Source organism: Stenotrophomonas sp. YJH_SMC_25 (assembly GCF_059369595.1).
Window position 1 is genome coordinate 32,866 of the sequence record NZ_JCAFSV010000016.1, and the last position, 26,057, is coordinate 58,922.

Sequence of the window (26,057 nt, forward strand, 5' to 3'; positions counted from 1 at the left end):
CCGCCCTTGTCGCATGCACTGCAACTCAACGCCCCTGCTGCGCCAGCCGCCTGAAGGTCGCCGCATCGATCGGTTCGATCCGGGTCACGGTGCAGTGGTTGCTGTCGGTTTTCAGTGTGCTGCGGGCATCGCCGCAGATCCGTTCAGGGGTGCTGGGCGTGAAGAAGACATAGCTGGCCGAGGCGGCAGCGCCCAGGCAGCGCTTCTGCAGGTGCACCCGATAGTGGTTGTCACCGTCGCGCAGCAGCACCTCGCGTTCCGTGCTGGAGGGGCGGATATCGCGATTGGCGCCGAGGGCAATGCACTCGGACGCGTTGGAGGGCTTGCTGGGTTCAGCGGCGAATGCCGCCAGGGGGAGGCTGACCAGCAGAACTGCCGGCAGCAGGACGTGCGGGAGCAGGGCGTTCATGATCGGGAGGGGGTGGCGATCCGGACTGGATCGGATCCCACGATGCCGCGGCGGCTGCAGGCGCGAATCTGCCGCAAGCGGGGCTGACCGACGCCACGGTGAGCTCGGTCATGGTGACCTCCGGCAGGGCCGGATTCCGGGCATGACAAAAGGCCAGCAACCAGGGCTGGCCTTGTCGAGTGGCGCCAGGCGCCGACCGCTTACTTCATGCGGTAGGTGATACGACCCTTGGTCAGGTCATACGGGGTCATTTCAACCTTGACCCGGTCACCGGTGAGGATGCGGATGTAGTTCTTGCGCATGCGGCCGGAGATATGGGCAATGATTTCGTGCCCATTTTCCAGGCGAACGCGGAAAGTGGTGTTCGGCAGCGTCTCGCTGACGGTGCCCTCGAACTCGATGGAATCGTCTTTCGACATGTAGTCCTGTGCGGTTCAGAAAACGGCCACGCTGGGCCTAAGGCGCGGTATTTTACGCGTGACGGCGCCAGCTTGCAAAGTTTGTGTTAACCCCCGGCCAAACGCCGTGCTGGCAAGCGTCCAACCGCCTGGGTCCATGGGCCTTCCCGGCCGTCACCGCGCACGGCGCGGCGCACGTGCTGCAGGAATTCCGCGCGCGGCAGGTGCTCGGCGCCCATCCGCAGCAGGTGCGGATTCTCCACCTGGGCATCGATCAGTTCCCAGCCCCAACCATGCAGGGTGGATGCCAGGGCGGCCAGGGCGATCTTGGAGCCGCCGCTGGCGCCACTGAACATGCTTTCGCCGAAGAACATCGACCCGATTGCCACCCCGTAGATGCCACCGACGAGGGTCTGCCGGTCCCAGACTTCAAACGAATGGGCGAAGCCCAGGTCGTGCAGCTGGCCGTAGGCCTCGACCATCGCCGGGCTGATCCAGGTGCCGTCCTGGCCGGGCCGCGGTGCTGCCGCACAGGCGCGCATCACGCGGCTGAAGGCGGTGTCGGCGGTGACCTCCCACGTACTGCTGCGTAGCTGGCGGCGGAACCGGCTGGACAGATGCACGCCCTCGGTGCGGAACACCATGCGCGGGTCCGGCGACCACCACAGGATCGGCTCGCCCTCGCTGAACCACGGAAAGATGCCGCCAGCGTAGGCATTGAGCAGGCGCACCGGGTGCAGGTCACCGCCGACGGCGAGCAGGCCATCGGGCTGGCGCAGCGCGGTCTCGGCTGGAGGAAAGGGGGCGTCCGGCGCATCAGCCAGGCGCCAGGGCAGCTGGCGGGTCATGCCGCCATTGTATTCGCCGTGGTGACCGCTGATGTCTGGCACCATCAGCGTCCAACGGCAAGGAGCCCACGCATGAGTGACGCGATCACCGCCATCCTCGATGTGCACGACAACCCGCGCACGTGCAACGACAGCCAGAGCATGCTGCTGGCGTTGGCGACTGAGCAGCCGGGCCAGCTCGGTGCGCTGATGCGGCTGGCCCTTGCCCGGCGTTCACCCAGCTCGGCCTTTCTCGACATGGCGCTGGATCTGCTGCCCGACGAAGCGGTTGCGCCGGTCTGTGCCGAGGCCTGGCATCGCTATCGTGATGGTGAGCGCGGCGAGCTGCTGGCCAGCGTGATCGAATTCGCCAGCTACCAGGCGCCGCAGGTGCTGCAGGACGACTGGGAGGCCTTGCTGGCGATTGCCAGTGAGAATGAGCTGCAGCTGGCTTCGCAGGTGTGGCGGGGCCTGCCGTCTGCCACTGCCGTGCAGTGGGCGCAGATTCTGGCCGAAGCCGATGACGATCGCGAAATGGCGCGGGCCAGGGCGCTGCTGCTCGCGGCGCAGCCCGAGAGCTATGCCGTTGCCCGCGGCTACCTCGCTGACTGGGGCGCGCTGGCTGCTGAGGTCTGGGCGCATTGGGCCGGCGTGGCTGATGGGCCGCTGCCGCGCCGCCTGCATGGGGAGCGGCCGCTGCACATCCGCTTTGGCCGCGAGCAGCATCGCGCGCAGCAGGCGGACGAACCGAGCTGGCGCAAGCGTATCTGGCGCCTGCACCCAACCTGGAATGGTGGGCAGGTGCACCATGCGGGGCAGATGGGAGGGCCGCTGGAAGCGTTGTGTGGCAGCTGCCATGCACCGCTGCAGCGCCTGATGCGAACTGACGCTGCCGCGCTGCAGCCGGGCGCGGCGGGTGAGATCACGCTGGGCCTGTGCCTGGACTGCTGCGGCTGGGAAGACCCGCCCGTGCGCTTCTATCGCCACGATGCCGTCGGCCTGCCCAGCTGCCACCCCAGCCAGCGTCTGGAGGTGCCGGCCACGCCGACCGACAGCGGTGACCTGATGCGTGCCGAGATCGGCCTGGTCGCCATGGATACCATGCGGTGGCAGCAGCAGGACTGGGGCCAATCCAACCATCGGCAGAACCTGTCGCGCGTGGGCGGCGCGCCCAGCTGGGTGCAGGGTGCCTGGTACCCGGCATGCATCGATTGCGGCGAGGAGATGCCCTTCGTGATGCAGCTGGATTCGACACTGCCGACCACCAGTGGAGGCGCGCTGCTCTGGGGTAGTGGCGGCATGCTCTACACGTTCTGGTGTGCGAAGTGCCGGGTGAGCGGGCACTTCTGGCAGTGCACCTGAGCACAGCGCCCTCGCCATTGTCCTGATAGGTGCCAACGTTGGTTGGCGCGCCCCACTGCCCTGGTAGGTGCCAACCTTGGTTGGCACGCTTCTCGGCGCCGCGCCAGTCGAGCAAGCCCGACTCTACGGCTCTACGCGGAACGGCCCATGCCCCTGCAGCTCCTGCTGGTAGCGCCGCACATCGCGCCGCTCCTGCCGGCACCAGTCCTGCAGCGCTTCTGCGAATTCCGCATCAGCCACCCAGTGCCGGCTGCGCACCAGCGTCGGCAGGAAACCGCGCGCCAGCTTGTGCTCGCCCTGTGCACCCGGTTCGAATCGGGTCAGCCGTTCGCGCAGGCAGTATTCGATTCCCTGGTAGTAGCAGGCCTCGAAGTGCAGGCCGGGCAGGGTGGCGCCGCCCCAGTAGCGGCCGTACAGCGTGTCGCCACCGCGCAGGCACAGCGCGCCGGCAATCGGCTCGCCGTCCTGTTCGGCCAGGAACAGCACCAGCCCCCGGCCCAATGAAATGGCCAGATGGCGCAGGAAGGCCTCGGTGAGCGCCGGGGCGTTGCCGTACTCGAGGAACGTCTGCAGGTAGAAGCGATACATCGCCTGCAGGTCGGCACGGCGGGCTTCATCGCCGTGCACCACGCGGAAGGTGATGCCCTGGCGGGTGACCTTGGCCCGTTCCTGGCGGATGTTCTTGCGATGCTTGTGGTTCATCGCACCGAGGAACTGGTCGAATGTCGCCCAGTCACCCGGGTTCTGCCACTGGAACTGCACGTCTTCGCGCAGCAGCCAGTCATCGCCGAACAGCGCCTCGTCCCCTGCGGTGTGGAAGTTGATATGGGCCGAGGACACGTCCAGTGCCGGCAGCGCCTCGCGCAATGCCGACAGCAAGGTGGCGCGATCTGAATCGTGACGGGCCAGCAACCGCGGGCCGGTGACCGGTGAGTACGGCACCGCGCCCAGCCACTTCGGATAGTAGTCGCGGCCATGACGGGCATACGCGTTGGCCCACGCATGGTCGAACACGAACTCGCCGTGCGAATTGGTCTTCAGGTAGCCCGGAATGGCGCCGACCAAGCTGTCGCCTTCCCAGAGCGTGAAGTGCCGGGGCTGCCAGCCCCAGTCCTCGCGCAGGCAGCCGTGCTGTTCAAGGCCTGAGAGGAAGGCGTGGCTGACGAAGGGGTTCTGCCCGTCGTGCAGGGCATCCCAGTCGGTGGCGGGGATGGACTGCAGGGAGTCGAGGAAGCGGGGGGAAGGCATGAGGGAAGGATAGGGCAGATGAAACAGAAAGGCCGACGTACTCGCGTCGGCCTTTCATCCGGAGTCGGGCGTGGCTCGGCCCTACCGGAGCGGGTCAGCCTCTCAGCTGGCCTTGCCCTGTGCGTCCAGGTAGCGCTCTGCGTCCAGTGCGGCCATGCAGCCGAAGCCGGCCGAGGTGATCGCCTGGCGGTAGTGCTGGTCGGCCACGTCGCCGGCGGCGAAGACGCCTTCCACCGAGGTCTGGGTGGCATTGCCGCCCAGGCCCGAGCGGATTTCCAGGTAGCCGTTGTTCATCGCCAGCTGGCCGTCGAACAGGGTGGTGTTCGGGTGGTGGCCGATGGCCACGAAGAAGCCGTGGGCGTCGATGTCGCGGGTGCTGCCGTCCAGCGTGGACTTCACGCGCACGCCGGTCACGCCGGCGTCGTTGCCCAGCACTTCTTCCACCTGGTGGTGCCAGACGGTCTCGATCTTGCCTTCGGCCACCTTCTTGAACAGCTTGTCCTGCATGATCTTTTCCGCCTTCAGTGTGTCGCGGCGGTGGACCAGGTAGACCTTGCGGGCGATGTTGGACAGGTACAGGGCCTCTTCCACGGCGGTGTTGCCGCCACCGACCACGACCACGTCCTGGTCGCGGTAGAAGAAGCCGTCACAGGTGGCGCAGGCGGACACACCGCGGCCCTTGAACTCGTCTTCGGTCGGGATGCCCAGGTACTTGGCGGTGGCGCCGGTGGCGATGATCAGCGCATCGCAGGTGTACTCGTGGCTGTCGCCGATCAGCTTGAACGGGCGCTGCGACAGGTCGGCGGTGTGGATGTGGTCGAAAATGACCTCGGTCTCGAAGCGTTCGGCATGGGCCTGCATGCGCGCCATCAGGTCCGGGCCCATCAGGCCGTGGGCGTCACCCGGCCAGTTGTCCACCTCGGTGGTGGTCATCAGCTGGCCGCCCTGCTGCAGGCCGGTGATGACGACCGGCTTCAGGTTGGCGCGGGCGGCGTAGACGGCGGCGGTCCAACCGGCCGGGCCGGAACCGAGGATGACGAGGCGCTGGTGGCGGGAGGGCAGGCTGGTGCTCATGTAAACTCGCGAAAAGGTAGATGGGACAAGGCGCTGGCGATGTTTGCGCAGCATCCTTGGCTGGTCATAGAGTGGCGGCTGGGGCAGGGCGATTCAAGCCGATGAACGGAACGCCGTCATCCAGCAGTGGTTTCGGCCCCCGGTTGGCCTGCCGGACGTCGCATAACTGAAAACTGACGCCGTCTCATTTATTATCAATCACTAACAGCGCATTCCAAAGGTATGGTCTAAGGTGGCGAAGCAGGTCCCCGAACGCTCCAAGTCCGACGACAGCAAGGCGTCACGTCGCACGGCCGCGGCGGCGACGACCGACAATCCACGCCGCCAGCGTCTCTGGCGCGATCTGGGCCTGATCGCCATCGCGCCGGCCCTGCTGTACCTGGCGGCCAGTCTTTTCACCTATTCAGCGACTGATCCGGGCTGGTCGCATACCGGCAGCGTGGTCGCGCCGGTGCACAACCTGGGTGGCCGCGCCGGGGCCTGGATCGCCGACGTTCTGCTGCAGCTGTTCGGCTACATCGCCTTCCTGCTGCCGGTGGTGCTCGGCGCGCTGGCGTGGATCGCCATGTTCGGGCTCAAGCGCGAGAGCAAGGGCGAGAACGACCTGGATCCTGCGCTGCGCCTGGTCGGCCTGGTCGGTTTCCTCATCGCCGGCACCGGCTTCCTGCACGTGCGCCTGTTCAGTGGCGACGTCTCCAGCGCCGGCGGCATCCTCGGCAAGCTGGTGGGCAATTCGCTCACGGTGGGCTTCGGCGCGCTGGGCGCCAACCTGTTCGTGCTGGTGCTGCTGCTGGCCTCGATCACGCTCGCGACCGGGCTGTCCTGGTTCACGGTGATGGAGAAGATCGGCCGCGGCGTGATGTCGCTGGCGCCGTTGCTGGAACGCAAGAAGGAAGAAGTCACCGAGTGGAAGCAGACCCGGGTGATGCGCGAGGAGCGCCAGGAAGTGCGCAAGGCCGACGCCGAGGTGCGCGCCAAGCGCGAGCCGGTGAAGATCGAGCCGCGTCCGGAGCCGGTGATCGAGAAGAGCGATCGCGCCAAGCGCGATACCCAGATTCCGATGTTCCGCGGCGTCAACGGTGATGGCTCGGACCTGCCGCCGCTGGCGCTGCTGGATGATCCCAAGCCGCAGCCCAAGGGCTACGACGAAGAGACGCTGGAGACCCTGTCGCGGCAGATCGAGTTCAAGCTGAAGGACTTCCGCATCGATGCGCAGGTGGTCGGCGCCAATCCCGGCCCGGTCATCACCCGCTTCGAGATCGAGCCGGCACCGGGCATCAAGGTCAGCCAGATCAGTTCGCTGGACAAGGACATCGCGCGCGGCTTGTCGGTGAAGTCGGTGCGCGTGGTCGACGTCATTCCGGGCAAGTCGGTGATCGGCCTGGAAATCCCCAACGTCACCCGCGAGATGATCTTCCTGTCCGAGCTGCTGCGCTCGAAGGAATATGACAAGTCGGCCAGTGTGCTGACCCTGGCGCTGGGCAAGGACATCGCCGGTCGCCCGACCGTGGCCGACCTGGCACGCATGCCGCATCTGCTGGTGGCCGGTACCACCGGTTCGGGCAAGTCGGTGGCGGTCAACGCGATGGTGCTGAGCCTGTTGTTCAAGGCCTCGCCGAAAGACCTGCGGATGCTGATGATCGACCCGAAGATGCTCGAACTGAGCGTCTACCAGGGCATCCCGCACCTGCTGGCACCTGTGGTCACCGACATGAAGGAGGCCGCGAACGGCCTGCGCTGGTGCGTGGCCGAGATGGAGCGCCGCTACAAGCTGATGAGCGCAGTGGGCGTGCGCAACCTGGCCGGCTTCAACAAGAAGGTGAAGGAAGCCCAGGACGCAGGACAGCCGCTGATGGACCCGCTGTTCAAGCCGAACCCGGAACTGGGCGAGGCGCCGCGCCCGCTGGAAACGCTGCCGTTCATCGTCATCTTCATCGACGAATTCGCCGACATGATGATGATCGTCGGCAAGAAGGTGGAAGAGCTGATCGCGCGCCTGGCACAGAAGGCACGTGCGGCCGGCATCCACCTGATCCTGGCCACGCAGCGCCCGTCGGTGGACGTGATCACCGGCCTGATCAAGGCCAACATCCCGACCCGAATCGCCTTCCAGGTCAGCTCCAAGATCGACTCGCGCACCATCCTCGACCAGTCCGGCGCGGAAACACTGCTGGGCCACGGCGACATGCTGTACCTGCCGCCGGGCACCGCGCTACCCGAGCGCGTGCATGGTGCGTTCGTGTCCGACGATGAAGTGCATCGCGTGGTCGAGCACCTCAAGGCGATGGGCCCTGCCGACTATGTCGACGGCGTGCTGGACGAAGTGCAGACGATGGGCGACGGCGTGGTCGTCGGCGCCACCGGCCTGCCCGAGAACAGTTCGTCCGGCGACGAGTCCGACCCGTTGTATGACGAAGCGCTGCGGGTGGTCACCGAGACCCGCCGTGCATCGATTTCCGGCGTGCAGCGCCGGCTGAAGATCGGCTACAACCGTGCAGCGCGACTGATCGAGGCCATGGAAGCGGCCGGCGTGGTCAGCCCGCCCGAGCACAACGGCGACCGCACGGTGCTGGCACCGCCGCCGCCGAAGTAGGACCCGACGTATCCCCCACGACGTCCAAGGAACCGACGCATGCTTCACCCCGTACCAAGCGCGCTGGCACTGGCGCTGGCAGCCTTCCTGGCTGCCGGCCCGGCACTGGCAGACACCGCCACCTCCGCGCCCGCCACGGCGCCGCCTTCCACCAGCGGCGATACCGAAGCCAGCAATAACTTCAGCATTGTCCGTTACCGCGCCGACTACCAGGTGCGGCCGGATGCCGGCAATGTGCAGACCGAAACCTACGAAGTGCTGCTCAAGACCAAGGCCTCGGTCGAGCAGTTCAGCCAGGTGCGGCTGAGCTACAGCGAGAAGATGGAAACCCTGGAGGTGCTTGGCGCCTACACCATCACCGCCGACGGCCAGCGCCGTGACGTGCCGGCCGACCGCATCTACACCCAGGAAAGCTACTCCAGCGCCTCGGCGGCGATGTATGCCGACCGCAAGGTGCGGGTGATCGTGTTCCCGAACCTGGCCCCGGGCACCCGTCTGTACTACCAGGTGCGCCGCACCCAGGCCACGCCGTACTTCCCGGGCTATTTCGGCCTGTGGGAGACCTTCAATGTGTTCACCGAGTACGAGGACGCCGAAGTCACCCTGAGTGCGCCGGCCAACCTGCCGATGTTCATCGACAGCCGCGGCGTGCAGGGCAGCGATCGGCCGACGGTGAAGAACGGCCAGGCGCAGTGGCGCTGGCGCTACCAGCGTCGCGAGGCGATGCCGGCGCAGAACTGGTCGGCGGCGGGCTGGGAGTTCGGCCCGAACATCATGGCCAGTACCTATCGTGACTGGTCGCAGATGGGTCGCGCCTACCAGCTCAAGGCGGGCCCGGCGGCCGAGGTGACCCCGGCGCTGCAGGCGCTGGCTGATGAGATCACCGCGGGTATCAGCGACCGCCGCGAGCAGGCTGATGCGCTGTATCGCTGGGTTGCGCAGAACATCCGCTACGTCGCGGTGTACCTGGGCAATGGCGGGCTGGAGCCGAACAGCGCGCAGAGCATCCTCGACAACCACTACGGTGACTGCAAGGACCACGTGACGATCCTGGAGGCGCTGCTGGCAGCCAAGGGCATCGCCAGCTCGCCGGTGCTGATCGGTGCAGGTGGCGGCCCGACGTTGCCGAAGATTCCGGTGCTGGGCCGCTTCAACCACGCCATCACCTACATTCCCGAGTTTGATCTCTACCTGGATTCGACCACCGCGTGGGCGCGCTTCGGTCAGCTGCCGGAAGGTGATCTGGGTGCGCCGGTGATGCGTACCCGCGACGCCACGCTGGCACGCACCCCGGCCAATACGCCGGAGCGCAATGCCACCTCGATGGAGGTGCGTTTCACCTTCGACGCCAACGGCAACCTGCGCGGCGAGACGATTCCGAAACTGGGCGAGAACGCCGAGATCGGCATGCGCGCCCAGTTCTCCCAGCTCAACGCGCAGAACCGTGCGCGCGCTGAAGAGCAGATCATGGCCGCCTCAGGTTTCGATGGGCGAGGGCAGCTGCAGATCCAGGGCGTGCCGGTCGATCTGACCCGGCCGTTTGGCTATCGCATGGCGTTCCAGGCCGAGGACTACGCCGACTTCAGCGTGGCCGGCGGCATGGCCGTGCCGGACCCGCCGGGTGGCGAGTCGGTGCGTGGCTTGTACGCCACCGCCTCAGCGCCGGCCAACGAGACACCGTTCTACTGCAATGCCAGCCTGCGCGAGGAAACCTATCGCCTGCAGTTCCCGGCCAATGCGCCGATCATCGCCATCCCGGCCAGCCAGCGTTTCGCCAATGCCGCCGGCGAGTACCGGGTGGACTGGAGTCGCGAGGGCCAGGAGGTGATCGTGCACCACCGCTTGCAGCAGAATGCAGTGCGTGGGCCAGAGGCGTTGTGCCAGCCGCAGGACTATCCGGCGTTCCGCGCGCTGTATCGCGAAGTGCGGCGTGGCTTCCGCGGCCAGGTGCTGTACGGCAAGCTGCCGGGATCCGGTGGCTGAATCGCCGATGGACGTTCAGGGCGGCATAATGTCGCCCTGATCGCCCATTCATCTTTCCCCGGGCACACTGGCAACCACCTTTCCTGGCGCCCGCGCCCACAGGATTCCCGCATGAACTTCCGCTTCCGCCGTTTCCTTGCCACCACCACCCTGGCCGTGGCCTGCGCCGCCGCCGGCAGCGCCTGGGCTGGCGCCCGCGATGACCTGAAGACCTTCACCAGCGGCCTGAAGGGCCTGGATGGCCAGTTCAGCCAGCAGGTGTTCGACAGTCGCGGCAAGGTGAAGGAATCAACCAGTGGTCGCGTGGCCCTGTCGGCGCCGCGCCTGTTCCGTTGGGAATACGTGCGCCCGCACGAACAGCTGATCGTGGCCGACGGCAGGAAGGTCTGGATGTACGAGCCGGACCTGGAGCAGGCCACCGTGCGCGAGCAGGGCAAGGAAGAGCAGAACAGCCCGCTGACCGCGCTGATCAACCCGGCGCTGCTGGAGCAGCAGTACGACGTCAGCGAAGAGGCCGCGCAGCGCGACGGCCTGCAGTGGCTGTCGCTGTCGCCGAAGCGCGAGACCGAAGCCAGCTTCCAGTACGCCGCGCTGGGCTTCAACGCGCAGGGGCTGGCCAAGATGGAAATCACCGATGCGGTTGGCCAGCGTACCGTGATCAGCTTCAGTGGCTGGAAGCGCAACCCGGGCTTCGCCGCCGGCACCTTCAGCTTTACGCCGCCGAAGGGCACCGACGTCATCGGTAATTAATGGTGGTCGCCGGGCATGGCCTGGCGCTACCTGCTCTGGTGGGTGCCAACCGGCACCGCCTTGGTGGGTGTCAACCTTGGTTGACACGCTTTTGATCTGCCGGCCAGCGGCCGGCACTACCGAATCCTGTGGCCCGGCGCCAACCGCTCTGGTGGGTTTCAACCGGCACCGCTTTGGTGGGTGTCAACCTTGGTTGACATGCTTTTGATCTGCCGGCCAGCGGCCGGCACTACCAGACATCGCGTCCCGCCCGCCGGGCACGGTCCGGCGCTACCGTTGGGCGGCGCGGTACAATGACCGGGTGCCAAGACATCGCTCCACTTCATTCCCCGGACCCGATCTGCTGAGCGTCGATCGGGAACACATGCGCCCGCTGGCCGAGCGCATGCGCCCCCGCACCCTGGACGAAATGGTCGGGCAGAAGCGCCTGCTGGCGCCGGACAGTGCGCTGCGCCGCGCGGTCGAATCCGGTCGCGTGCATTCGATGATCCTGTGGGGGCCGCCGGGCTGCGGCAAGACCACGCTGGCGCTGCTGCTGGCCGAGTACGCCGATGCGGAATTCCGCGCCATCTCTGCCGTGCTGTCCGGCCTGCCGGAGGTGCGCCAGGTGCTGGCCGAGGCCGCGCAACGCTTCGCCGAAGGCCGCCGCACCGTGTTGTTCGTGGATGAGGTGCACCGCTTCAACAAGGCGCAGCAGGATGCGTTCCTGCCGCATATCGAGCGCGGCACCATCCTGTTCGTCGGTGCCACCACCGAGAATCCATCCTTCGAGCTGAATTCGGCGCTGCTGTCGCGTTGCCGCGTGCATGTGCTGGAAGGCGTTTCGCCCACAGACATCGTTGAGGCGCTGGAGCGTGCGCTGGGTGACCGCGAACGCGGCCTGGGTGAAGAGCACATCGAGGTCGCTCCCGAGCTGCTGCTGGAAATTGCGACCGCCGCCGACGGCGACGTGCGCCGTGCGCTGACCCTGCTGGAGATCGCCGCTGAGCTGGCGGGCGGGGAGGGTGGGCGCATCACGCCGCAGACCCTGACCCAGGTGCTGGCCGATCGTACCCGCCGCTTCGACAAGGGCGGCGAGCAGTTCTACGACCAGATCTCGGCGCTGCACAAATCCGTGCGCAGCTCCAACCCGGACGCCGCGCTGTACTGGCTGACCCGCATGCTCGATGGCGGCTGCGATCCGTCTTACCTGGCGCGCCGGCTGACCCGCATGGCCATCGAGGATATCGGCCTGGCCGACCCGCGTGCGCAGAGCATGGCGCTGGAAGCGTGGGACATCTATGAGCGGCTGGGCAGTCCGGAGGGAGAGCTCGCGTTCGCCCAGCTGGTGCTTTATCTGGCCAGCACGGCGAAGTCGAATGCCGGCTATGCGGCCTTCAACCAGGCCAAGTCCGATGTGCGCGAGAGCGGCACAGAAGAAGTGCCGCTGCACCTGCGCAATGCGCCGACCAAGCTGATGAAGGAACTGGGCTACGGCGCCGAGTACCAGTATGACCACGATGCGGAGGGTGGCATCGCGCTCGACCAGACCGGTTTCCCGGATGCGATGGGCGAACGGGTGTACTACAACCCGGTGCCGCGCGGGCTGGAAATCAAGTTGAAGGAAAAGCTGGATCGTTTGCGCGCCGAGCGCGAGGCTGCGCGCGCCGCGAAGGGCCGCTGACCCGGTTCATGTGGCGTCGAGCCATGCTCGACTTCGCTCTTGGCAGGCTTGTTGGCATATTCGGTAAGGCAGTCGAGCACGGCTCGACCCTGCAGTGGCAACATTGTTCCCGGCACGTTCATTTGGCACACTGCGCGGCTACTTTTTCAAGGATCGATGCCGTGCAGGAAATGATTCTGCCGTTGAAGCGCTACGCCCAGTTCGAGGGCCGCGCGAACCGCCGCGAGTACTGGATGTACCAGCTGTTCCTGTTCCTGGTCGCAACGGCAGTGATGCTGCTGGCCGGCGTGCTGGCGATCCTCCTGCGCAACAGTGCCGAAGCGCTGGCCGGCATCCTGATCGGCATGGTGGTGCTGCTGTGTGTGATGTGGCTGGCCACGATCGTGCCGCTGATCGCAGTGACCGTACGCCGCCTGCATGACTGCAACCAGTCGGGCTGGCTGTTCCTGCTGGCGCTGGTACCGGGTGGCGGGATCGTGATCATGATCTTCTCGCTGCTGCCGGGCACGCCGCAGGAGAATGTGTATGGTCCGGTGCCTACGGGGCCGTGATGATGCATGAGTCGAGCATGGCTCGACGCTACAGAGGCAAAGAAAAGAAGCCGGCATTTTGCCGGCTTCATCTTTACTTGATGGTGCAATCGCCGAAGGACAGGTAATCGGTGCCCGAGCTGAACTGCAGCGTGCAGCTGGCGGTGAAAGTCGCGCCTTCTTCCAGTGCGCCCAGCTTGGCCGCCTGCTGTTCGTCGTCGCTGGTCAGCCGGGCCAGGACATTGCCCTGGTCATCGCCGGCCTCGATCAGTGGCTCGCCCGCCAGGTTGCTGGAAACGCTCAGTGCGACGGCAGTGAATGTCACCGTCTGGTTGAGTTGGTCCATGCCCAGTGACGAATTGCCGGCCTCTTCAAAGGCCTGGTAGAGCGTTGGCAGGTCCTGTGCGGCATGGGCGGCCAGCGGTGCGAGCAGGCCAAGGGAAAGGGCGATCAGGGTGGTGCGCTTCAAGGTGTTCTCGCAGTCACGGGATCCATTCCCGTGGGTGGTGGTCAGTAGATCCACGCCATGCGTGGATAGGTTTGGCAATAGACAGGGCGCGGCCGATGGCTCGATCACCCATCCATCCGCAGCCCTGCGAGGGTAGGGCGCTCCTGCGCCCCGCTGCCGGGCAAAATAGTGGATTCAGTGTTTCCGGTGCAACCGGGAAAATGAACGTATCGCGCGCGTGATACACAGTGTGACGTTTGATCGATGTGATAATCATTCGCGTTTAAGGTAGACTGCGGTCCCCTATGAACCGGCGGCCATTGGTCGCTCCTGCCGCCGCTGATGATGCATTTCGTCCCGCCTTCGCGCCGTGGTCCGCTGGCCCGCGGCCTGGCCGCCTTGATGATGGGTCTGCTCCTGGCCACCCCGTACGCCCATGCGCAGCAGCGCAATCCACTGCAGAAAATTGGCCACACCGTACTCGACGAGCCGGCGGCCAGCTATCGCTTCGAGCATTTCGTGGTGGACAGTCCCGACCAGCAACGCCGCTGGCGGGTGAACCTGGTGATTCCGGCCAAGGCCGGCAAGACGCCCTCCCCGGTGCTCTACGCGCTGGACGGCAATGCCGTCGCCATGGTGCTGGATCAGCCGTTGCTGGCCGAGCTGGCCGCGCGCAAGGCGCCACCGGTGCTGGTGCTGATCGGCTACGACAACGACCTGCGCATCGATTCCAAGGCGCGCACCCGCGACTACACCGCGTGGATCGACCGCGCCGACGATGAGAGCGGTACGACACAGGCGGTCGGCGGTGGTGCTGCGGTCTTCCTGGATGTGATCGAACGCCGCATCAAGCCGGAAGTCGAGCGTCGCGCACGCATCGATACGCAGCAGCAAGCGCTGTGGGGCCACTCGCTGGGTGGGTTGTTCGTGCTCAATGCGCTGTACACCCGTCCCGCCGCCTTCCAGTCCTATCTGGCGGCCAGTCCCTCGCTGTGGTGGAGCCAGGGCGCGGCGCTGGGTGATCCGGAACAGCAGTTCGTGCAGAACGTGCATGGCCAGCCGGCAAAGCTCTGGTTGATGCTGGGCGGTGCCGAGCGTGTTGGCGATCGTGGCAAGCGCGACCTGAGCAACCCAAGGGTGGTCGCGCACCTGCGCCGCATCGGTGGCGCCACGCCGGATGCGGCGTGGCAGTTGTCAGAACGGTTGGCCAAGGTGCCGGGCATGAGCGTGCAGTACCGCGAGTTCCCGGGGCTGGGACACGGCCCGATGCTGCCGGCCTCGTTCCATGCCGCGCTACATGAACTGTACGGCGTGACCGACCGCAGCGCCGGTGACGGTGCCCCCACGGATGGTGACAACGCCGCCGAGTGAATCCCTTCGCACGCGATGCCGTGCGACCCCACTACCCAGGCGAGGCTGCCGGCGTGCAGCGGCCCAGGCAACCGATGAATCCCGCGTCACGTGGCGCGGCCTACGTGTGCAAGGAGCCTTCCATGTCGTTCCGTCCGTCTTTCCGTCTCACCTCTCTCGCCGCCGGCCTGTTGCTGGCGGTGACCGCCACCGCGCAGCCGGTGTTCGACCAGCCGGCCAACGCCACCTTCAAGGGTGAAGTCGTCTCACGCGGTGAGAACGTGGTTCCCGGCAGCACTGCCGACGTGGTCGGCCGCGGTTTCGTGCCGGGCCAGAAGGTCAGCCTGCTGCGTGGCGACAGCGTGCTCAACGCGCAGCCGCTGGTGGTCGACGCTGATGGCAACTTCAAGGCCCAGTTGAGCATTCCGGCCGACGCGGTGCCGGGCACCCATCCGGTGGTGGTGCGCGCCAGCCAACCGGCTGCGGCCACCGTGCTGAAGCTGCGCGTCTCGCCGCAGCTGCCGCTGTCCGGCCAGGCGCAGTTCGCCACCCAGTCCAACAAGCTGGTGCCGGGCCTGTACCAGTCGGCCTACAGCGCCGCCAGCAATGCGGTGTTCGTGACCTCGGCGGTGGGCCGCCCGCCGGTGACCCAGTCGCAGCTGCTGAAGCTGGACCCGAAGTCGCTGAAGGTGACCAAGGCGATCACCCCGGCGCAGGTGCCGGGCAGCACCAATGGTGCGGTCTATGCGGTCTACGGCGTGGGCGTGGATGACACCAACGGCAATGTCTGGGTCACCAACACCCGCCAGAATTCCATCGCGGTCTATCGCCAGAAGGACCTGTCGCTGGTCCATCAGTTCCCGGTCGATGCCGTGCCGCACGCGCGCGACGTGGCGGTCGACGGCACGCGCGGCAAGGTGTTCGCTTCTGCCACCGGCGAGGACCACCTGTCGGTGTTCGATGCGAAGACCTTCAAGGAACTGCCGCAGGTGACGCTGGAATCCGGCGTGGACGACGGCAAGTTCACCCCGATGAGCCTGGTGCTGGATGAGAAGGGCGGCAAGCTGTTCACCGTCAGCATCGGCACCCCGGAGGCGGCAGTGATCGATGTGGCCAGCGGCAAGGTCGAGAAGGTCATCGATCTGGGCAATTCGATCAGTGCCTCGGGCGTGGCCTTCGACGCGGCGCGCAACCGCCTGTACGTGGCCTCGCAGGGCACCGACAACCTGCTGATCGTCGACGTGGCCGCCGGCAAGGTGCTGCACGATGTGCCGGTCGGCGCCGGCGCGCTGAACGTCGCCTTCGATGATGCCTCCGGCCTGGCCTACGTCAGCAACCGTGGCGCTGGCACGGTCACCGTGGTGAACGGTGACGGCAAGGTGGTCGCCAATCTTGATGGCGGCACGCTGCCGAACCACGTCCGCGCCGATGGCAAGGGCAACGTGTTCGCGGTGAACAAGTCGCGCGGCGCTGAAGACCCGAAGGGTGACCGCATCACCCGCATCACCCCGAAGCAGTAAGTCACACGGTGGGGCGGCGTGCGCGTCGCCCTGCCAGCAAGGAGAATGTGCATGAACATCGCGTCCCGTCTGCGCCTGTGTGCGCTTCCGTTGGCTGTTTCGCTGGCGTTGGCTGCCTGTGGCGGCTCGTCGGCTCCCTCTGATGCCAATACGCCTGCCGAGTCGCCCGCAGCAACGGCGGCCGCTGCGGAAACCGCGCTGCCGGCAGGCTGGCAGCGCGTGGCAGGAGCCGAAATGCCGGCCGTGCACGGCCAGAAGGCGGTGCTCCCAGCCAAGGTGCATTCCGATGATGGCGCCGATATCGAAGTGGCCGATACCAGCCGGATCATCGCCGGTGGCGACGACGTCATCGCGGTGATCGAAGCACTGGGGCTGGGCAAGCAGGTATTTGCCGCGCCGACCAACACCACCACCCAGGCCGGCCTGGCCGCGCCGCACCAGTTCCTGTTCAACCGAACCACTGGCGTGGAGGGCGTGCTGAGCCTGCAGGGCTCGCTGTTCCTCGGCAACAGCCTGCGCCGCCATACCGAACTGGCCAAGAAGCTGCGCGAAGTGGGCGAGCCGGCGGTGGTCATCGATGACCTGCAGCCAGCGCCGGACAAGGTGCGCAAGGTCGCTGCTGCACTAGGGCTGGCCGAGGCAGGGCAAGCACTGGCCACGCAGGTGCAGCGTCAGCTCGACGAGGCTGCAGCGATTGGCAAGGGCCTGGGCCATGCGCCACGACTGATCCACGTGTCGGCCACCGGCGCTGGCGGCTCACCGACTGTTGCCGGTGCCGACAGCGCCTCGGCGCAGCTGATCGCGCTGGCTGGCGGCGTCAACATCGGCACCGAGGCGGGGGTGAAGAACTACTCGCAGCTGAGCAATGAAGGCGTGGTCGCCGCAGCGCCGGAGGTGATCCTGGTGACCGAGCATGACCTGCAGCTGTTCGGCGGTGCCGAGGGCCTGTGGGAGGCGTACCCGACGCTGAAGCAGACCCCGGCCGGGCAGGCCAATCGGGTTTGGGTGATGCCGGACGTGCAGCTGAAGTACACCAGTGTTGGTTCCGGTGCGGGCGCGCTGGCGCTGGCCAAGGCCCTGGCGGCGTTGCCGAAGGCATGAGTCCGGCGGATCGGCGCCGCCGTCGCGGGCGGACGATGTTGCTGGTGGCGTTGCTGGCACTGCTGGCTGCGGTGCTGGCCTCGTTCGCCGTGGGCCCGCTGCGGCTGCCGCCGCTGGAGGTGATGCAGGCATTGGCGGTGAAGCTGGGCCTGCTCGATCCGCAGGCGGTCAGCAGCCGTGATCTGGCGGTGGTCTGGCAGCTGCGCATTCCGCGTGCCCTGCTGGGTGCGATGGTCGGTGCGTCGCTGGCGATGGCCGGTGCCAGCCTGCAGGGCCTGTTTGGCAATCCGCTGGCCGACCCCGGGATCGTCGGTGTCAGCCAGGGCGCTGCGCTGGGTGCAGTGGCTGCCATCGTGCTGGGGGCCGCCGGTGCGGCAGGCTGGCTGGTGCCGGTGGCCGCGTTCGTTGGCGGCGCGCTGGCGATCGGCCTGACCTATGCGCTGGCGCGGCCCGGGAAAGGCAGTGGCAATGCCACGCTGCTGCTGGTCGGCATCGCGATGGCCGCGTTCTGCTCGGCGCTGATCGGTTTCCTCACCTACATCGCCAGCGAAAGCGAACTGCAGTCGCTGGTGTTCTGGCAGATGGGCTCGCTGGCGCGTGCCAACTGGGCCGATGTGGCGGCGGTGGTGCCCCTGTTTGCCATCGGCGTGTTCGCGTTGCAGCGGTTGGCCACGCCATTGGACATGCTGGCGCTGGGCGAACGCCAGGCGCAGCACCTCGGGCTGGACGTGACCCACACGCGGCGTCGCCTGGTGGCGTTCAGTGCGCTGCTGGTGGGCGCGGCGGTGGCCTTTGCCGGTTCGATCAGTTTCGTGGGCCTGGTGGTGCCGCACGTGGCACGCCTGCTGGTCGGCCCCGGGCATCGCTGGTTGCTGCCGTTGTCCGGCCTGCTCGGTGCGCTGCTGATCGTAGTGGCCGACACCGCGGCCCGCACGCTCGATCCGCCGGCGGAGATTCCGCTGGGCTTGTTCTCGGCCGCGCTGGGCGCGCCGTTCTTCCTCTGGCTGGTGCTGCAGCAGCGCCGCAAGGCGGCGCCATGAGCGTACTGCTGAAGCTGCACGAGGTGGTGGTGCGCCGCCAGCAGCGCGAGATCCTGCATGGCATCTCGCTGGCGTTCGAGCCGGGTACCGTGACTGCGCTGGTTGGCCCGAACGGCGCAGGCAAGTCCACGTTGCTGGCGGTAGCGGCCGGCGACCTGCGCGCCGATGCGGGCGAGGTGAGCCTGTTGGGCAAACCGCTGGCCAGCTACAAGGCCGGGCCGCTGGCGCGCGAGCGCGCGGTAATGCCGCAGGAGCACGGCGTTCGTTTCGCCTTCAGCGTAGAGGAGGTGGTGGCGATGGGCCGGTTGCCACACCCGCCGGACCCGGTCACGGACGAAGCCCGGGTGGAAGCGGCCATCGATGCCGCCGAACTGCAGGCGCTGCGCCTGCGCGAGGTGCAGCAGCTGTCCGGTGGCGAGTCCGCCCGCACCACGTTCGCGCGCGTGCTGGCGCAGGACACGCCGTTGCTGCTGCTCGATGAGCCGACCGCCGCGCTGGATCTGCGCCATCAGGAGCGCACGCTGCGCAGTGTGCGCGCCTGTGCCGAAGCCGGTGCGTGCGTGATCGTGGTGCTGCACGACCTCAATCTTGCCGCCGGCTATGCCGATCGCATCGTGCTGCTGGAGCAGGGCAGGGTGGCAGCCGATGGCACGCCGCTGCAGGTGCTGACCGAAGACAACCTGCAGCGGGTCTACCAGCAGGATGTGGTGGTGCTGGAGCACCCGCGGCGCGGCGTGCCGCTGGTGGTGGTGACCTGAGCGAGGGCCCGCCAGGTTGCTCCGGGTATCATGATTGCTTCGTTTTCTTCAATGGACTGATGCCATGTTCCGCACCGTTACCTGCAGCGTGCTGCTCGCCGCAATGATTGCTTCCGCTTGCGCTGCCAATGCGGCGTCGACCTCTCAGGTTTCGCTGACCGACGCGGCCGAGAACGCCTCGCTGATCGAGACCCGACATTCCAATAGCGACGGTGCCGCTGTGACGTCGATGAAGACGCAGTACTTCGCCAACGAGGAAATGTCGGTGAGCTGGGACGACCAGCAGGTGCTGGTGCTGTGCAGGGAGACGGCGTACCTGAAGATTCCTGCGACCAAGCTCAAGGTCGGTGCGTTGACCTCCGAACAGCGGCAGATGATCGTCTATCAGGCGCTGATGTCAGGCCTGGGGGCTGTCGCGGGCGTCATCGGGCCGGCCGGCGAGGTGGTGGCCGTGGCCGATGACGGCAGCGAGACCCGCAGCGTTGGCGAAAGCAGCTGGGCGTATGGTGTTGAGCGATACGAGGTGATCACCCAGCGGTTGCCGGACGGTGCACTTCGGGTCCGGACCCGCAAGACGGAAACCGTGAATACCGCGCCTCCGGCGGGCCTGGACGACATGTTCAGTACCGAGGACGATCAGGCGGCACGCCTGTCCGAGCTGGCGCCGGTGGGGAGCTGGACCGAAGTGCTGATCCACGGTGGCGCACGGCTGCCGCACATGGACCCGGCGACGTCGCTGAAGGGCTGGATCTCGATGGGGGATGACCACGCTGCGACGGTGGGTGAGGCGCGCAAGCTGCACGACTGCAAGTAGGACATGGCAGGGGTCAGAGCCCTTTGCTTTGGGCAAAGGGATCCGACCCCGATGTCGTTCGGCCTCATCGTTCTATTAATGTGTGCAATATTCACTTGCGCGCCAGATTGGCAGGTCTAGAATGCGCCCCATGAACCGGATGCCGCTCCTGAAGTTTTTCACCCTGACCCGCGCAAGCGCGGAACGGGCGTGTCTGCCTGGAGCCCCACGAGGCCGTTGAAGCGGCCATCGCTGGACCTTCGACAGAGCGCCCTCCGGGGCGCTCTTTTCGTTTTTGTTTTTTGTGAGTCGACTAACAGTCGACTCTACCCAGTCGACGCTACCTGCTCGACTCTACCCAGTACTGCGAAGGAGAACGTGCCATGCACCAGATCGCCGAGACCGAACGCTAGCCGCGCACCCTGTCGCCAACCGGGGTGTGCGGCCCCTGAAGTTGGCTTTGCAGGAACCTCTTTATGAACACCCACGTCCTTTCCCGTCGTCGCAACCTTGGCATCATTGCCCACATCGACGCCGGCAAAACCACGCTGACCGAACGCCTGCTGTGGAAAAGCGGCGAGATCCACCGCGTCGGCGAAGTGCACGACGGCAATGCAACCACCGATTTCTCGGCGATCGAGCGCGAACGCGGCATCACCATCGGCGCTGCCGCCGTGCAGGCGCAGTGGGCGCCACGTGACCTGCCGCCGCATCGGCTGACCCTGATCGACACCCCCGGCCATATCGACTTCGCCATCGAAGTCGAGCGTTCACTGCGCGTGCTCGACGGCGCGGTGGCCGTATTCTCGGCCGTGGACGGCGTGCAGCCGCAGTCCGAGACGGTGTGGCGCCAGGCGCGTCGCCATCGCGTGCCGCTGATCGCTTTCGTCAACAAGATGGACCGCGTCGGCGCGTCGTTCGCGCGCGTGCTGGAGCAGCTGCAGGACAAACTGCAGGCGCGACCGTGGGCGTTGGGCGTGCCGTTGGGCAGCGAAAGCGGCTTCAATGGCTGGGTCGACCTGGTCGATGAGCGCGTGCTGCAGTGGCAGGATGGCGCCGCAACCACGGTGGCCCCGTGGGACGACGCGGCACGCGCGCAGTGGCAGGCTCAGCGCGATGCGCTGGTCGAAGCCGTGGCCGATCACGATGAACAACTGGCCGATGCCTGGCTGGAAGGTCGCGTGATCGATGCCGAACAGCTGCGCGCGGCGATCCGCCGGGCGACGCTGGCGGGTGCGGGCGTGCCTGTGCTGGCCGGTGCTGCGTTCAAGGACAAGGGCATCGAGACGCTGCTGGATGCGGTGGTCGACTACCTGCCGTCGCCGCTGGATCGCCCTGCCGTCAGCGCTGAAAGCGATGAGGGCGAGGTGGTGCTGCCGCCGGATCCGGAGGGGCCGCTGGCCGGCCTGCTGTTCAAGATCACCCACCAGCAGCACGGCGCGCTGAGCTTCGTGCGGCTGTACTCGGGCACCTTGAAGGTGGGCGACGCCGTGGCCAGTTCGCAGCATCCGCAGGGTCGGCGCGTCAGCCGGCTGGTGCGGGTGCAGGCCGACCAGACCCACGACATCGAGCAGGCCGTGGCCGGTGACATTGTCGCGGTGCTGGGCTGGAAGGATGCGGTCAGTGGCGAAACGCTGAGCGGCCGTGCGCAGCCGCTGCGCCTGGAGAATATCCAGGCCCAGGCGCCGGTGCTGGCGTGGCGCCTGGAGCCGGCGCGTGCGGCCGACCTGATCCGGATGGCGCAGGGCCTGGCCAGCCTGGCCCAGGAAGACCCGTCGTTCCGCGTCGAAACCGATCGCGACACGGCGGAAACCCTGGTCTGGGGCATGGGTGAGCTGCACCTGGAGGTGATGGTCGAGCGCCTGCGCAGTGAGTGGAAGGTGGACGTGGGCGTAGGTGCGCCGCGCGTGGCCTACCAGGAGACGCCGCTGCGTGCGATGACCGGCGTCGTCGGGCGACTGGTCAAGCAGACCGGTGGACAGGGCCAGTTCGCGCACGTGGTGCTGGATGTGTCGCCGCGTGAGGACGACCAGGTGGTGTTCAACGACCGCATCGTCGGTGGCGTGGTGCCGCGCAGCTTCATCGCTGCGGTCGAGAAGGGTGTACGTGCCGCGCTGTCGGAAGGGCCGCAGGGTCATCCGGTGGTCGGCATCGAGGTCAGTCTTGTCGATGGCCAGACCCATGCCAAGGACTCTTCGGAGATGGCGTTCCATCGCGCGGGTGCCGAGGCGATCAAGGCCGCGCTGGCCGAAGGTGGCACGCAGCTGCTGGAACCGGTGATGGCGGTGACGGTGCATTCGCCGTCGGCGTCGGTGGGCGATGTGGTCGGCGACCTCAACCGGCGCCACGGTCGCATCGCCCGCATCGAGGACCAGGACGGTCGCGCTGAGGTCAGTGGTTTTGCGCCATTGGCGCAGCTGGTGGGTTACACCACGTCGCTGCGTTCGCTCAGCCAGGGGCGGGCGAGTAGCGAGGCGCACCTGCACGGCTACGAGCCGGTACGCGCTGCATGAGGAAACGTGGGGGGAGCCCGTTCGCGGGCTCCCCTTTTTGTGTTCGGGGGCGCGCATCCACGCATGGCGTGATCTACAGGGCGATCGGGTCGCGAGCTCTGCAGTAGATCCACGCCATGCGTGGATGGGGTCCTCGGGATGCGATTTTTTGCATTGCATCGCAACAAAACTGCAGAAAAGGCTGGATTAAAGTGATGCCTCACGATAAATTGCGCACCCCCCGTTGCTCGCCGCCGCCCGCACCCTTCTCATGCGTGATGACAAAGACCCCGGAACCCTGGAGCTGACCCTGCCGCGAAAGCGCGGCCGTCCGCCCAAGTTCGGGTACGCCATGAGTGACGCGCAACGGGCCGCGCGCTACCGCGCGCGCCGGGCAGGGCAGGCCAACCACGCGGATGTGCGGTCCTGTTCGGACATGGTGCTGCTGGACAAGATCCGCGCGGCGGTCAGCGCGCGTGACACCGAACTGGCCGGTTTCCTGGTCCATGTGCTCTGGCAGCGCTACCCCCTGCAGCTGAAATAGGCCGACGATGGGGTGGCCGTTGTCATCGAGCTTGTTGATAATGCGGGATTCAGGTTGTTCCCGCTGGCGCGCCCGGGATGGCAGGCGCGCATGATCGAACGGTTCCCAAGATGACCACCACCAGCGACACCACCACCGAAGCGGCGCCGAGCAACGCCCCCCTGTTCTACACCCGTCCGGTGCCGCTGCAGGCCGATGTGCACGCCGACCTGCGCATCCTGCCGGGCAGGCTCGAGTTTGCCGCGGGCAACAACGCCATTCCGCTGGTGCTCGGCGAGTTCTCGCTGGCGCTGCACCACTTCCCGATCCTCTTCGCTGGCCCGACCGCAGTGCCGATGGCTGCCGTTGGCGTATCCGACCAGAACCTGTTCATCAAGGATGGCCTGTGGGAAGACGAGGCCTATATCCCGGCCTACCTGCGTCGCCACCCCTTCATCTTCATCGACACCGGCTCGGACAATGATTTCCTGCTGGGCATCGACGAAGAGAGCTCGCGCGTGGTCAAGGGCGGTGACGAAGGCCAGCCGCTGTTCGTCGATGGCAAGGCCACCGACATGGTGCAGCAGGCGCTGGAGTTCTGTGGCCAGTTCACCCGTGAGCACGAACAGACCCAGGCTTTCTCCAAGGCCCTGATCGACAACGGCCTGCTGGTCGAGCGCAACGCCACCGTGCGTACCCCGGATGGCCGTGAGTTCAACCTCAATGGTTTCCAGGTCGTCGACGTCGAGAAGTTCGTCGCGCTGCCGGAAGCCACTGTGGTCGAGTGGCATCGCAGTGGTTGGCTGGCGCTGATCCACCAGCACCTGATGTCGCTGGGTCGCTTCAACGACCTGACCCGTCGCCAGGTCGAGCGTCTGGCGGCCTGATCAGGCCCCGGGCATGGCTTCCGCAGCGCGGGAGCCATGCCATTGCTGAAGGACGCGCAACAGGCGTCGCGCATCGGCCCAGTCGGGTGTGGCGTCGCGACCCAGCTCCCACAGGTCGCCCGCCGTGTCCGCCTCTACGGCAGCTCCGTATATCTGCAGGGCCCCCTGAAGCCGGTGCGCGTGATGGCATAGGTCAGTGGCACTGGCGTCATCGATGGCCTGTTCGATCCGCAGCAGCTCGTGGCCGATGTCCGTGATGTAGGCGGCGTCGCCTGCGGCTGTGCCCATTGCGATGGCCTGTCCGGTCGCCGGCAGCTCCAGCGCCCGCAGCAGTGACTCAAGCTGTAGTGGCTTGGTCAGGGTGGCGTCGAACCCTGCTTTCCGGCAGCGCGCCACATGCCGACGATCACGGCGTGCCGACAGCGCGATCAGTCGCAGTGGGGCACGCGCCTGCCTGCGCAACTGCATGGCCAGCGCATAGCCATCCATGTCCCCGAGCCCGATGTCGAGCAGGATCACGCTGCGCGGTCTCACGGCCTGCTCGGCAAGCGCGCTGGCGGCGTCGCCAGACGCGTGTACATCGGCACCCAGGCGGCGCAGCTGCTCGCTGATGACCCGGCGATTGAGGGCGTGGTCCTCCACCAGCAGCAGCTCAACCCCGCCCAGCGGCGTTCCCGCGCCGGCGCTGGCGGTTGACGTGACCTTGGCCTTGGCGGGGCGTACCGGCAGGCGCAGGGTGAAGCGACTGCCGCGCCCGGGGACGCTGTGTACTGACAGGTTGCCGCCCATTGCGCGGGCAAGCGCATGCGCGATCATCAGTCCCAATCCGCTGCCTCCGCGCTCCTTGCCGTCTCCGCCCTGCTGGAATGGCTGGAACAGCACGGTGAGTTGCTCTGCAGTGATGCCGATTCCGCTGTCGATCACATCCAGCATGAGCTCACGAGGGTGGTTGCCTGGCGTCAGTTGAAGGCGCAGCTCGATGCCGCCGACGTCGGTGAACTTGAGTGCGTTTCCCAGCAGGTTGTCGATGATCTGGCGCAGTCCTTCCGGATCGATGGCGACAATGGGGCAGGGCTCGGGGAGGCAGTCGAAGCGAAGCGCCAGCCCGCGCTGCCGAGCCTGGGGACGAATTGCATCCAGCGATTGGCGGCAGAGTCGTGCAATGTCGCAAGGTTCTACGTGCGGCTTGAAGGTGCCGCTGGCCAGGCGTGAGAACTCCAGCGAGCGGTTGAGCAGGTTGCGCAGCGAGGAGCCCGCGGCATGTGCAGCCGCCAGCGCTTCTCGCTGCCCCATGGGCGCCGACGGCTGGCTGAGCAGGTCGATCGAGGCAAGGACTGCCTGGGCCGAATTGCGCACCTCGTGGCTCAACATGCCAATCGCGCGGGCGCGGGCACGGTCTTCAGTACGCAGGCGCCTGTGCCAGGCATGCCACAGGAACGGGGCGACTGCCAATGCGGCAGCCAGGGCCGGCAGCCACTGCGGGGGCAGCTGACGCATCCAGTCCAGGACGTGCTCCAGCGAGGCGGGGGCCGCCTGTTGGGCCCATAGCTGCAACAGGCCGGCATGTTCCTCCAGCGTAATGTCGTGCAATGCCCGCTCGATGCGCTCCAGCAGCTGGCGATCTTCGTGGCGCGCAAGCAGGTGCAGGTCGGTGGAGAAATCGCTGTCGAAAGGCTGCAGGTGCAGGTGCCCGGCGAAATGCCGACGGATCAGGGGCCGCAGGGTCGTTTCCAGGCCGATTGCCAGATCGGCGGTGCCGTTTTCAACAGCTGCCAGCGTGGCGTGCCGATCGGCCAGGTGCAGCAGGCGGACGTGCGGATGGCGCGCGGCCAGCCATTCCGCATACGGCCCCCCTTCGAGCACGGCCAGGACCTGCTGGTCCAGTTCCGTGATATCGCGTGGCAGGCGTTCGCCGCTGCGGCCGGCGAGCATCGTCTTGCCACCGCGGAACGTGCTGGATGCCACCAGGCTGGGGCAGGGTGGCTGCAGGTGGTTGCCAATCACCAGTACCAGATCCGCTTCGCGTCTGCAGACGGCAGCCACCGATGCGCCGGTGCTGGGATGCTGGTGCTCCTGGAACTGCAGCTGCGAACGCCGTGCAACCAGATTGGCGTAGCCATGGGCCAGGCTTGGCAACGTCGTGCCGCCAGCGAGTGCAGCGGGTACCGGGTGCAGCGACGGCGTGGTCGCCACCCGGACTTCGCGCCCCGGCCCCCATTCAAGTGATGACGCATCCTCGGCCGACGCGGCGGGAAGCAGGATGAGCGCCAACAGCAGGAGGGTGGATGTACGCATTCGATCGCGCATC

22 protein-coding genes are annotated in these 26,057 nt (G+C 66.8%); 15 read left to right on the top strand and 7 right to left on the bottom strand.

Annotated elements, in window-relative coordinates; genetic code table 11:
- Positions 1 to 25: 25 nt before the first annotated feature.
- From AC5P7E_RS18120 to aat, 3 genes are all read right to left on the bottom strand, one after another.
- Positions 26 to 409 (bottom strand): hypothetical protein, encoded by a 384-nt coding sequence (locus AC5P7E_RS18120; RefSeq protein WP_032966709.1) that lies wholly within the window; start codon positions 407 to 409, stop codon positions 26 to 28.
- Between the two features lie 200 nt (positions 410 to 609).
- Complete coding sequence (gene infA, locus AC5P7E_RS18125; RefSeq protein WP_005409596.1) at positions 610 to 828, bottom strand: translation initiation factor IF-1; 219 nt, start codon at positions 826 to 828, stop codon at positions 610 to 612.
- Positions 829 to 914: 86 nt separating this feature from the next.
- A complete protein-coding gene (gene aat / locus AC5P7E_RS18130) occupies positions 915 to 1,655 on the bottom strand; it encodes a leucyl/phenylalanyl-tRNA--protein transferase (RefSeq protein WP_032966047.1) in 741 nt (246 codons plus the stop codon).
- A 72-nt stretch (positions 1,656 to 1,727) separates the two neighbouring features.
- Between aat and AC5P7E_RS18135 the strand changes: the two genes are divergently transcribed.
- Complete coding sequence (locus AC5P7E_RS18135) at positions 1,728 to 2,996, top strand: hypothetical protein (protein ID WP_114618418.1); 1,269 nt, start codon at positions 1,728 to 1,730, stop codon at positions 2,994 to 2,996.
- Positions 2,997 to 3,119: 123 nt separating this feature from the next.
- Here the strand turns inward: AC5P7E_RS18135 and AC5P7E_RS18140 are convergent, their stop codons facing one another.
- Together AC5P7E_RS18140 and trxB are read right to left on the bottom strand one after the other, a co-directional pair.
- Positions 3,120 to 4,244: a GNAT family N-acetyltransferase gene (locus AC5P7E_RS18140; RefSeq protein ID WP_111189497.1), complete on the bottom strand. Its 1,125-nt coding sequence runs from the start codon at positions 4,242 to 4,244 to the stop codon at positions 3,120 to 3,122.
- A gap of 102 nt (positions 4,245 to 4,346) precedes the next feature.
- Entirely contained in the window at positions 4,347 to 5,318 is a 972-nt protein-coding gene (gene trxB / locus AC5P7E_RS18145) for a thioredoxin-disulfide reductase (RefSeq protein ID WP_005409600.1), read from the bottom strand.
- A 232-nt stretch (positions 5,319 to 5,550) separates the two neighbouring features.
- Between trxB and AC5P7E_RS18150 the strand changes: the two genes are divergently transcribed.
- The 5 genes from AC5P7E_RS18150 (at position 5,551) to AC5P7E_RS18170 (ending at position 12,858) form a co-directional block, all read left to right on the top strand.
- Positions 5,551 to 7,911, top strand: a complete 2,361-nt coding sequence (locus tag AC5P7E_RS18150; protein ID WP_005413288.1) for a DNA translocase FtsK — start codon at positions 5,551 to 5,553, stop codon at positions 7,909 to 7,911.
- 39 nt (positions 7,912 to 7,950) lie between these two features.
- The gene (locus AC5P7E_RS18155) at positions 7,951 to 9,894 is read left to right on the top strand and encodes a DUF3857 domain-containing protein (RefSeq protein WP_005409602.1); all 1,944 of its coding nucleotides are present in this window, start codon (positions 7,951 to 7,953) and stop codon (positions 9,892 to 9,894) included.
- 111 nt (positions 9,895 to 10,005) lie between these two features.
- Positions 10,006 to 10,644 (top strand): outer membrane lipoprotein periplasmic chaperone LolA, encoded by a 639-nt coding sequence (gene lolA, locus AC5P7E_RS18160; RefSeq protein ID WP_024958744.1) that lies wholly within the window; start codon positions 10,006 to 10,008, stop codon positions 10,642 to 10,644.
- A gap of 364 nt (positions 10,645 to 11,008) precedes the next feature.
- Positions 11,009 to 12,307 carry a replication-associated recombination protein A gene (locus tag AC5P7E_RS18165; RefSeq protein ID WP_005413290.1) on the top strand — a complete coding sequence of 433 codons (1,299 nt, stop codon included), beginning with the start codon at positions 11,009 to 11,011 and terminating at the stop codon, positions 12,305 to 12,307.
- 161 nt (positions 12,308 to 12,468) lie between these two features.
- Positions 12,469 to 12,858, top strand: a complete 390-nt coding sequence (locus AC5P7E_RS18170; protein ID WP_005413291.1) for a DUF805 domain-containing protein — start codon at positions 12,469 to 12,471, stop codon at positions 12,856 to 12,858.
- A 73-nt stretch (positions 12,859 to 12,931) separates the two neighbouring features.
- Here AC5P7E_RS18170 and AC5P7E_RS18175 read toward each other — a convergent pair whose 3' ends face one another.
- Positions 12,932 to 13,306, bottom strand: coding sequence for a hypothetical protein (locus AC5P7E_RS18175; RefSeq protein ID WP_005413292.1), 375 nt, complete (start codon positions 13,304 to 13,306; stop codon positions 12,932 to 12,934).
- 321 nt (positions 13,307 to 13,627) lie between these two features.
- Here AC5P7E_RS18175 and AC5P7E_RS18180 point away from each other — a divergent pair, with 321 nt between their 5' ends.
- The 9 genes from AC5P7E_RS18180 to AC5P7E_RS18220 all read left to right on the top strand — a co-directional run bounded on the left by AC5P7E_RS18180 (position 13,628) and on the right by AC5P7E_RS18220 (position 23,749).
- Positions 13,628 to 14,656, top strand: a complete 1,029-nt coding sequence (locus tag AC5P7E_RS18180; protein ID WP_024957363.1) for an alpha/beta hydrolase — start codon at positions 13,628 to 13,630, stop codon at positions 14,654 to 14,656.
- 122 nt (positions 14,657 to 14,778) lie between these two features.
- Positions 14,779 to 16,155, top strand: coding sequence for a YncE family protein (locus AC5P7E_RS18185; RefSeq protein ID WP_114618417.1), 1,377 nt, complete (start codon positions 14,779 to 14,781; stop codon positions 16,153 to 16,155).
- Between the two features lie 51 nt (positions 16,156 to 16,206).
- Positions 16,207 to 17,256 (top strand): heme/hemin ABC transporter substrate-binding protein, encoded by a 1,050-nt coding sequence (locus AC5P7E_RS18190; protein WP_114618416.1) that lies wholly within the window; start codon positions 16,207 to 16,209, stop codon positions 17,254 to 17,256.
- A complete protein-coding gene (locus AC5P7E_RS18195) occupies positions 17,253 to 18,296 on the top strand; it encodes a FecCD family ABC transporter permease (RefSeq protein WP_114618415.1) in 1,044 nt (347 codons plus the stop codon). The genes AC5P7E_RS18190 and AC5P7E_RS18195 overlap by 4 nt, the downstream gene beginning before the upstream one ends.
- Positions 18,293 to 19,054: a heme ABC transporter ATP-binding protein gene (locus AC5P7E_RS18200; RefSeq protein ID WP_087803521.1), complete on the top strand. Its 762-nt coding sequence runs from the start codon at positions 18,293 to 18,295 to the stop codon at positions 19,052 to 19,054. Before AC5P7E_RS18195 ends, AC5P7E_RS18200 begins: the two co-directional genes overlap by 4 nt.
- Positions 19,055 to 19,118: 64 nt before the next feature.
- Complete coding sequence (locus tag AC5P7E_RS18205) at positions 19,119 to 19,868, top strand: hypothetical protein (RefSeq protein WP_099473135.1); 750 nt, start codon at positions 19,119 to 19,121, stop codon at positions 19,866 to 19,868.
- 455 nt (positions 19,869 to 20,323) lie between these two features.
- Positions 20,324 to 22,360, top strand: coding sequence for an elongation factor G (gene fusA / locus AC5P7E_RS18210; RefSeq protein ID WP_099473137.1), 2,037 nt, complete (start codon positions 20,324 to 20,326; stop codon positions 22,358 to 22,360).
- Positions 22,361 to 22,610: 250 nt separating this feature from the next.
- Positions 22,611 to 22,883: a hypothetical protein gene (locus tag AC5P7E_RS18215; RefSeq protein ID WP_005409616.1), complete on the top strand. Its 273-nt coding sequence runs from the start codon at positions 22,611 to 22,613 to the stop codon at positions 22,881 to 22,883.
- A gap of 110 nt (positions 22,884 to 22,993) precedes the next feature.
- On the top strand, positions 22,994 to 23,749 hold the full coding sequence (locus AC5P7E_RS18220; RefSeq protein ID WP_012480151.1) for a SapC family protein: 756 nt from the start codon (positions 22,994 to 22,996) through the stop codon (positions 23,747 to 23,749).
- Here AC5P7E_RS18220 and AC5P7E_RS18225 read toward each other — a convergent pair whose 3' ends face one another.
- The gene (locus tag AC5P7E_RS18225; protein WP_114618414.1) at positions 23,750 to 26,056 is read right to left on the bottom strand and encodes an ATP-binding protein; all 2,307 of its coding nucleotides are present in this window, start codon (positions 26,054 to 26,056) and stop codon (positions 23,750 to 23,752) included.
- Between the last annotated feature and the right edge of the window lies 1 nt (position 26,057).

What these genes read in the sequence shown, in the direction of transcription:
- AC5P7E_RS18180 (WP_024957363.1), top strand. Translation starts at nt 13,628, where the DNA reads ATGATGCATTTCGTCCCGCCTTCGCGCCGTGGTCCGCTGGCCCGCGGC.
- AC5P7E_RS18205 (WP_099473135.1), top strand. Translation starts at nt 19,119, where the DNA reads ATGTTCCGCACCGTTACCTGCAGCGTGCTGCTCGCCGCAATGATTGCT.
- AC5P7E_RS18225 (WP_114618414.1), bottom strand. Translation starts at nt 26,056, where the DNA reads ATGCGCGATCGAATGCGTACATCCACCCTCCTGCTGTTGGCGCTCATC.
- AC5P7E_RS18140 (WP_111189497.1), bottom strand. Translation starts at nt 4,244, where the DNA reads ATGCCTTCCCCCCGCTTCCTCGACTCCCTGCAGTCCATCCCCGCCACC.
- AC5P7E_RS18155 (WP_005409602.1), top strand. Translation starts at nt 7,951, where the DNA reads ATGCTTCACCCCGTACCAAGCGCGCTGGCACTGGCGCTGGCAGCCTTC.
- AC5P7E_RS18190 (WP_114618416.1), top strand. Translation starts at nt 16,207, where the DNA reads ATGAACATCGCGTCCCGTCTGCGCCTGTGTGCGCTTCCGTTGGCTGTT.
- AC5P7E_RS18220 (WP_012480151.1), top strand. Translation starts at nt 22,994, where the DNA reads ATGACCACCACCAGCGACACCACCACCGAAGCGGCGCCGAGCAACGCC.
- AC5P7E_RS18135 (WP_114618418.1), top strand. Translation starts at nt 1,728, where the DNA reads ATGAGTGACGCGATCACCGCCATCCTCGATGTGCACGACAACCCGCGC.
- AC5P7E_RS18185 (WP_114618417.1), top strand. Translation starts at nt 14,779, where the DNA reads ATGTCGTTCCGTCCGTCTTTCCGTCTCACCTCTCTCGCCGCCGGCCTG.
- AC5P7E_RS18165 (WP_005413290.1), top strand. Translation starts at nt 11,009, where the DNA reads ATGCGCCCGCTGGCCGAGCGCATGCGCCCCCGCACCCTGGACGAAATG.
- infA (WP_005409596.1), bottom strand. Translation starts at nt 828, where the DNA reads ATGTCGAAAGACGATTCCATCGAGTTCGAGGGCACCGTCAGCGAGACG.
- AC5P7E_RS18215 (WP_005409616.1), top strand. Translation starts at nt 22,611, where the DNA reads ATGCGTGATGACAAAGACCCCGGAACCCTGGAGCTGACCCTGCCGCGA.
- AC5P7E_RS18195 (WP_114618415.1), top strand. Translation starts at nt 17,253, where the DNA reads ATGAGTCCGGCGGATCGGCGCCGCCGTCGCGGGCGGACGATGTTGCTG.
- lolA (WP_024958744.1), top strand. Translation starts at nt 10,006, where the DNA reads ATGAACTTCCGCTTCCGCCGTTTCCTTGCCACCACCACCCTGGCCGTG.
- AC5P7E_RS18120 (WP_032966709.1), bottom strand. Translation starts at nt 409, where the DNA reads ATGAACGCCCTGCTCCCGCACGTCCTGCTGCCGGCAGTTCTGCTGGTC.
- aat (WP_032966047.1), bottom strand. Translation starts at nt 1,655, where the DNA reads ATGACCCGCCAGCTGCCCTGGCGCCTGGCTGATGCGCCGGACGCCCCC.
- trxB (WP_005409600.1), bottom strand. Translation starts at nt 5,318, where the DNA reads ATGAGCACCAGCCTGCCCTCCCGCCACCAGCGCCTCGTCATCCTCGGT.
- fusA (WP_099473137.1), top strand. Translation starts at nt 20,324, where the DNA reads ATGAACACCCACGTCCTTTCCCGTCGTCGCAACCTTGGCATCATTGCC.
- AC5P7E_RS18200 (WP_087803521.1), top strand. Translation starts at nt 18,293, where the DNA reads ATGAGCGTACTGCTGAAGCTGCACGAGGTGGTGGTGCGCCGCCAGCAG.